This window comes from Vibrio sp. 10N.286.51.B11, from assembly GCF_041469245.1.
GTDB classification, from domain to species: Bacteria; Pseudomonadota; Gammaproteobacteria; order Enterobacterales; family Vibrionaceae; genus Vibrio; species Vibrio crassostreae_C.
This window is the reverse complement of sequence record NZ_JBFRKI010000059.1, coordinates 1,156-8,253: the sequence shown is the minus strand read 5'-3', so window position 1 is coordinate 8,253 and position 7,098 is coordinate 1,156. Positions and strand designations below refer to the sequence as shown.

Genomic DNA, 7,098 nt, shown 5'->3' with positions numbered 1-7,098 from the left:
GGGCTGGCTTGTGATGCCCAGACTTTTCTAAGCGCGATCATTGCTTGCCCATTTCACGTTAAAGTATTTACTCATTCCAGAGTAAGATCGCAGTCGTTCCTTAGGATATGTAATGTGACCAGCCATAGATGCAGGCAATATCAATTTATAGGATCTCATCGTCATCCCAATCCCAGTCAATTTGGGAAATGTCACGGGAGACTTTGTGTAAATACCACCCGAGCAAAGCGACAATAGAAAGGATTAAAACTATAAAGGTTAAAAGCATATCCTACCCTTAGAGTTTGTATGAGACGTAACTACTAGGCTTACCATGGCAATTGAGTGCCATCGTAGACAAAAAATGAACCTGAATGCTTAAGTTTTAAATTGTCGATAACATTAAGCATGCCTGTAACACTCTCTTTTACTGTTACCTTGCCTTCCTTTCCACCCATATCGGTTTTTACCCAACCTGGATGAATTGCCATGGTCTTCACTCCCGCTTCGGATAATTCACAGGCTAGAGATTTAATTATTTGGTTGAGGGCCGCTTTTGATGCTCGATAGCTGTATCGTCCCCCTGAGCGGTTATCATCAATACTGGCCAGTATTGAGGTCATCCCGATTATGGTTTTATCTTGGCCGGCTAGAATATTATTGAGCAAGGCCTGCGTGATTAACATGGGTGCGATGGTATTGACCTTTAACACCTCTAGCCATCTTTGCTGATCCATATTGCCTAAGTTGTCACATCCTTCACCACTCACCCCAGCATTATGAATAAGTACATCAATAGGTTGCTCTTTAAACACCTCAGTTAAAGCGAGAATATCTGTTTCATGACTAACATCTAGAGCATAAGGGCGAATGGTTGAATACTGTTGTGCTAACAGGGTTAACTCATGCGCTGAATCAATATCGCGACAGCAAGCGATGACCTTGTAATGTCGCTGTGCATATTGCTTTGCAAGCTCTAATCCTAAGCCACGATTAGCTCCAGTAATAAAAACGGTTTTCATTGAGTGCCTCTTATCAGTTTCAATCTTGTCTAATACCAATCAATATAAGTTGCGAAAAGCTGGCCAATGCTGCTGCATTGACCAGCTCTAAGGGTAAGAGTCGTGTTTATTTCATTAATACATTTTTACCATTAACTTTCTGCACGCTTATCAAGACGGCCACTAAAGCGGGTCAAAGCAAGCGCTATCAGTACAACTACTGCACCTACCCAAGGTGTATGCATTAAGCCTGCTTCAGCGACAACCATCCCTCCGCCCCATGAACCAAGTGCAATACCAACGTTAAAGGCGGCAATGTTTAAACCGGAAGCAACATCCACTGCATCTGGTGTATATTTTTCAGCAAGTTTCACTACATATACTTGTAAACCTGGAACATTACCGAATGCAAATGCCCCCCAAACTAAAATCGTGGCTACCGCGGCAATAGGGTTAACGGCGGTAAAATTGAACACGATAAGCACAGCTGCAAGACCAGTAAAAATAATGCTAAGGGCTTTTATTGGGCCCATTTTATCGGCCATTTTTCCGCCCCAAATATTACCAATCGCAACTGAGACTCCATAAACCAACATAATTAAACTAATTGCATTCGCACTAAAGCCAGTTTCTTGCTGCAAAATAGGAGCAAGGAAAGTGAATGCTGTAAAAGTGCCGCCATAACCCAGTGCAGTAATCGCATAAACCAGTAATAATCTAGGTTGAGTTAATACCTTAAGCTGCGATGAAAGCTTAGCTGCAGCAGGTTGTTTTAAGTTATTTGGTACTAAGAAAGCACTACCAATTAATGCGATTAAACCTAATAGCGCAACAACTAAGAAGGTTGATTGCCAGCCAAAGGTTTGACCTATGTATGTCCCAAGCGGCACGCCTGTGACTAACGCCACGGTTAAACCAGTGAACATAATCGCAATGGCGCTGGCGGCTTTTTCTTTTGGTACCAGACCGGTAGCAATGGTTGAACCAATGGAGAAAAATACACCATGGGCTAAACCTGTCAAAATACGAGCGATAATCAGGGTGTTATATCCAGGTGCTTGCCATGCAACTAAGTTACCGACAACAAACAGTGACATGACGGTAATCAATACGTGTTTACGATTCCACTTTCCTGTTAAAGCCGTTAAAACCGGGGCGCCAATGGCAACACCAAGTGCATAAAGGCTAACCAGCAAGCCTGCTGAAGGCAGTGATATATTTAGGTCGGAGGCCATGGTCGGGAGTAGCCCCACGATCACAAACTCCGTTGTTCCAATAGCAAAGGCGCTGAGCGTCAATGCAAGAAGTGCTAAAGGCATAATATTTACTCTCTGTTGTTTGAAAATGACCAGCAATAGCCGATGTATTGGTCGCTATGCCGTCGCGTTGTTAATTGATGGGGGGCATTTTGCATTAAAGATGTTTTGTGAAAAACAGAGGTTTTTACAAATGATATTTGTTATAAATGCAATAAAGCTGATGAGCGATTGGATAAAGTTGAGGGAAATAGCATGCGAACAAAATCTGATGATTTAGCCATTTTACTAGCTGTAGTCGATACCGGAGGTTTTTCAGCGGCAGCAGAGAGCCTAGATATCCAAGTCGCGCGAGTATCCAGAGCGGTCAGTAAAGTGGAGAGTCAACTTGGGGTCACTATTCTAAACCGAACCACTAGACGTATTGAATTAACCGATGAAGGACGCCAGTTCATTGACTCTATGCGGGTGGGGTTAATGCAATTACAGAAGGCGGAAGAAGATATTATTTCCCGTGGGGAATTGCCCAAAGGCCGTTTACGTGTCGACGCGGCTAGTCCGTTTGTGTTTCATCAACTGGTGCCATTGGTGCAGTCATTTAATCAAGCCTATCCCGATATTGAGCTAGAAATAACCTCCAATGAAGGCATTGTGGATTTACTAGAAAAGAAAACCGATTTAGCAATTCGGATTGGTACGTTGAGCGATTCTACGCTACATGCTCGGTCGCTGGGTCGAAGCCCCTTGTATATTGTGGCTTCACCAGAATATATCTCAAAACGCGGGCTCCCCACTAAAAGCAGCGATCTTGCTCAGCATAATCTCATTGGATTTGTCGCCCCCAAAATTTTGAATGACTGGCCTTTAAAAGGGTTTACCCAACTAGACGCTTTGATGTCATCAAGTAATGGCGAAACCATTCGACAAATTGTGTTGGCAGGAAATGGCATTGCATGTCTATCAGGGTTTATGGTGAATAAAGATATTGCCGAAGGACGTTTAATCTCGCTGTTGAAGAGCGAAAAAATCAGTCATCCACGAAGAGAACAAGTCAACGCTGTGTATTATAAGACTTCTTCTGTGGCCAAGCGGATCTCCGCTTTTATTGATTTTATTAAGCCAAAGCTAACCCTGTAACCCGCTTAAACAAACTGATTGTTGCAATTTATACAAATATTATTTGCCTTTATTGCTATAAATGATTGGTGACTCATTTGCTAGTATGCCCTTATCAAATGAAGAGGGCTCAACTATGTCACTATCACTATTTAAACCATTCACATTGGGTGGACTCACACTCAAAAACCGCATTGTCATGCCACCGATGACGCGTTCAAGAGCCAGTCAGCCTGGTGATGTCGCAAATGACATGATGGCAACCTATTACGCTCAGCGTGCCAGTGCAGGATTGATTGTGTCTGAAGGTACGCAAATTTCAGCGACGGCAAAAGGCTATGCATGGACCCCAGGTATTTACACACCTGAGCAGATTGCTGGTTGGCGTAAAGTGACAGACGCTGTGCATGCCAAACAAGGCGCTATTTTCGCTCAGCTCTGGCATGTGGGCAGAGTCACTCACACAGATAACATCGGTGGTAAGCAACCGATTTCTTCATCAGCGTTAAAAGCGGAAAACGTAAAAGTATTCGTTGATAATGGCAGTGATGAACCTGGTTTTGTTGACGTCGTTCAGCCTAGAGCGATGACAAAAGCCGATATTCAGCAAGTGATCGAAGATTACCGTCAAGCCGCATTGAATGCCATTGAGGCCGGCTTTGATGGCATTGAACTGCATGCCGCTAATGGTTATTTAATTAACCAATTTATTGATTCAGATGCGAATGATCGCACTGATGAGTACGGTGGATGTCTTGAAAACCGTCTTCGTTTTCTTGATGAAGTTGTTACTGCAATGGTCGATGCCATTGGCGCTGATCGCGTTGGTGTGCGCTTGGCACCTTTAACAACCCTCAATGGTACTGTTGATGCTAACCCTATTGAGACTTATACCGCTGCCGCAGCGTTACTCAATAAACATCATATCGTGTACCTACATATTGCTGAAGTCGATTGGGATGATGCACCAGATACACCCGTCTCATTCAAACGTGCAATGCGCAATGCTTTTCAAGGCGTGCTGATCTACGCAGGTCGTTATAATGCGGAAAAAGCAAAGCAAGCTATTGATGACGGACTGGCTGATATGATCTGCTTTGGTCGACCTTTTGTGGCGAATCCCGATCTTCCTGAACGTCTACTTCACGGCTACCCATTGGCAGAGCATGATCCAAACACCTTGTTTGGTGGTGGTGAGAAAGGTCTGATTGATTATCCAACGTATAAAGCTTAAGGGGGTAAGTATGTTTAAGGTATTTAAAGGTCACGGACTTGAGACTAGAAACCGTATCGCGATGGCGCCGATGACTCGTTCACGCACGTCTCAACCTGGTGATGTACCAAACGAGATGATGGCAACCTACTACCGTCAGCGTGCCAGTGCTGGACTCATTGTATCAGAGGGCACCCCGATCTCAGCGGCTGCACGAGGTTATTCGATGACTCCGGGCATTTATACCCCAGAGCACATCGAAGGCTGGAAAAAAACCACCCAAGCTGTGCATCAAGATGGCGGGAAAATATTTACTCAACTTTGGCATGTGGGGCGACGCAGTCATTCTGATATTTCAGGTACTAAGCCGTTAGCCCCATCAGCGATTAAAATCCCAGATCAAGTATTTGGCCCACTAGCTGAAGGTGGCTTTGGGATGATTGAAACTGAAACGCCACGGGAGATGACGCTGCAAGACATTAAGAGCACGATTGCGGATTTTGTACAAGCGGGCAAAAACGCCATTGAAGCTGGTTTTGATGGCGTGGAAATTCATGCTGCGCATGGTTACTTGTTTGATACCTTTTTACGCTTAGAAAGCAACCAAAGAAGTGATCAATATGGTGGCAGCCAAGAGAATCGCATGCGCTTTTTGGTTGATACGTTGCAAGCACTTACCGACGAAATTGGTGGGGAAAGAGTTGCGGTTCGTCTGTCTCCTCATATCGGAGAGGGTTTTGCTGGGGATGATGTTGAAATTGTTCCGCTAACGTTAGCATTGCTGGAAAAACTACAACTGATGAACCTTGCGTATGTGCATTTTTCAGAAAACATATCACGCTATGTAGAGGTGCCTGAAGAGTTTCGCCAGCAAGTACGCCGAATATACTCTAATCCAATCATGGTTGCAGGAAAGTTGACCAAGCAATCTGCCCAACAGTTGCTAGATAAGCAGTATGCTGATTTCGTTGCCTTTGGTACTCCTTTTGTAACGAACCCTGATTTAGTCGCCCGATTTGCTCATGATTTACCATTGGCCGAGTTTGATGCCGATGCTAGGTTGACCTTGTATGGGGGCGGAGCCGAAGGCTACGTCGATTATCCAACTTATCAAGCCTAATACACCAGGTACCAAGGACGATAACTCTTTGGTGCCTTACCTTTTCATTAAGCGAGTGGAAGTGATATGGAACCCTATCGAATTTGGCAATATCAAACTGAGAAACACAGTCTTGTTTTAGGTAAGGCTGAAAGAGCAGCTTTAGATGACAGCGAAATCTTAGTACAAAACAAAGCGATTGGTATTAACCCTGTGGATTGGAAATTTATTAAAGCCAATCCTTTAAATTGGCCGAATGGCCATGTTCCAGGTGTTGATGGTGCAGGCGTCGTCGTACAAGTAGGTTCTAAAGTTGATCCCAGTCTAATTGGCCGTCGAGTGGCATATCATGGTTCACTAAATCGCCATGGTAGCTTCGCTAAATATACTGTTTTGAACGTTGAGCGAGTGATGACACTACCTGAGAGCCTATCTTTTGAACTTGCCGCGGCACTGCCTTGTCCGATGCTAACTGCGTGGCAAGCATTTGAAAAAATTCCATTAACCCAACAAAGAGAAGTGCTTGTCGTTGGTTTTGGCGCGGTGAATAATTTGTTATCCCAGATCCTTGTCAGAGCGGGTTATATCGTTGATGTTGTCTCCGCGAGTCTGAGCGAAGAGCGAGCCAAAAGCTTAGGTATTCGCCAAGTTTATCGGGAGCAATCTCAAATCGACATGAAATACTTCGCCATTTTTGATGCGGTGAGTGGGGAAAATGCCGCCCATTTAGTGCCGCTGTTAAGAGCGAATGGACATATTGTCTGCATTCAAGATCGTATTGCTAAACCCATTGACCCTCCATTTACGCGCACTATTTCTTACCACGAAATAGCCCTTGGAGCGTTACATAATTTTGGTGATAAAGATGATTGGCATACATTAATGCAAAATGGTGAAGCGCTGCTTGAGCGTATTGAAAATGGGAGTGTTGAAGTTAGTATTCCTGTCACTTTTAAATTCGAGCAGATGCTTGATGCGTTGAAACACAGTGAAACCACAAAACGAAAAACCGTGATTACATTGAGTTAGACTGCGCAATTTATCCTTTTGCTGGGAGTCACATAGCGCTTACTTCCTACACTTTGCTTGGATAGTTGTTCTAATTGCTGATATTGAGTAAGACTCATCTTTGCAACGTCGTTTAAAATTGTGGTCTAAATAATTTTGACCACACTCTTACTAGCAGATGCGATACTAATAGCAATCCAACCAATGAAGAATTCGTGATTGCTCAACAGTCGGTAGAACTACTGTAATTTACTTTAAAAACAGATGGTTAAAAGCGAGCTTAGTGCTCGCTTTTTTTGTGCTCATATGTTGGATAGACCATCGCTAAGTGGCCTTATAGCGAGATAGTCAAAACTCATTCTATTGATTTCGGCAAATCATTTTGTAGCTTCAAACTAGTGATGTTAGGGCTGGCTTGTGATGCCC

Annotated in this window: 6 protein-coding genes; 4 read left to right on the top strand and 2 right to left on the bottom strand. The window is 43.9% G+C overall.

Annotation, left to right across the window (positions count from 1 at the left end; translation table 11 throughout):
• Nucleotides 1-308: 308 nt before the first annotated feature.
• Nucleotides 309-1,001, bottom strand: coding sequence for an SDR family oxidoreductase (locus AB4154_RS22135; RefSeq protein WP_017068416.1), 693 nt, complete (start codon nucleotides 999-1,001; stop codon nucleotides 309-311).
• 131 nt (nucleotides 1,002-1,132) lie between these two features.
• Complete coding sequence (locus tag AB4154_RS22130) at nucleotides 1,133-2,299, bottom strand: MFS transporter (protein WP_029235440.1); 1,167 nt, start codon at nucleotides 2,297-2,299, stop codon at nucleotides 1,133-1,135.
• Between the two features lie 192 nt (nucleotides 2,300-2,491).
• On the opposite strand from AB4154_RS22130, the gene AB4154_RS22125 reads away from it, so the two are divergent.
• The 4 genes from AB4154_RS22125 to AB4154_RS22110 all read left to right on the top strand — a co-directional run bounded on the left by AB4154_RS22125 (nucleotide 2,492) and on the right by AB4154_RS22110 (nucleotide 6,693).
• Nucleotides 2,492-3,373, top strand: coding sequence for a LysR substrate-binding domain-containing protein (locus AB4154_RS22125; RefSeq protein ID WP_372124122.1), 882 nt, complete (start codon nucleotides 2,492-2,494; stop codon nucleotides 3,371-3,373).
• 115 nt (nucleotides 3,374-3,488) lie between these two features.
• Nucleotides 3,489-4,586 (top strand): alkene reductase, encoded by a 1,098-nt coding sequence (locus AB4154_RS22120; RefSeq protein WP_372124120.1) that lies wholly within the window; start codon nucleotides 3,489-3,491, stop codon nucleotides 4,584-4,586.
• 10 nt (nucleotides 4,587-4,596) lie between these two features.
• Nucleotides 4,597-5,685 carry an alkene reductase gene (locus AB4154_RS22115; protein ID WP_017062693.1) on the top strand — a complete coding sequence of 363 codons (1,089 nt, stop codon included), beginning with the start codon at nucleotides 4,597-4,599 and terminating at the stop codon, nucleotides 5,683-5,685.
• Between the two features lie 66 nt (nucleotides 5,686-5,751).
• Nucleotides 5,752-6,693 carry a zinc-binding dehydrogenase gene (locus tag AB4154_RS22110; RefSeq protein WP_017062694.1) on the top strand — a complete coding sequence of 314 codons (942 nt, stop codon included), beginning with the start codon at nucleotides 5,752-5,754 and terminating at the stop codon, nucleotides 6,691-6,693.
• The last annotated feature ends 405 nt before the right edge of the window (nucleotides 6,694-7,098 follow it).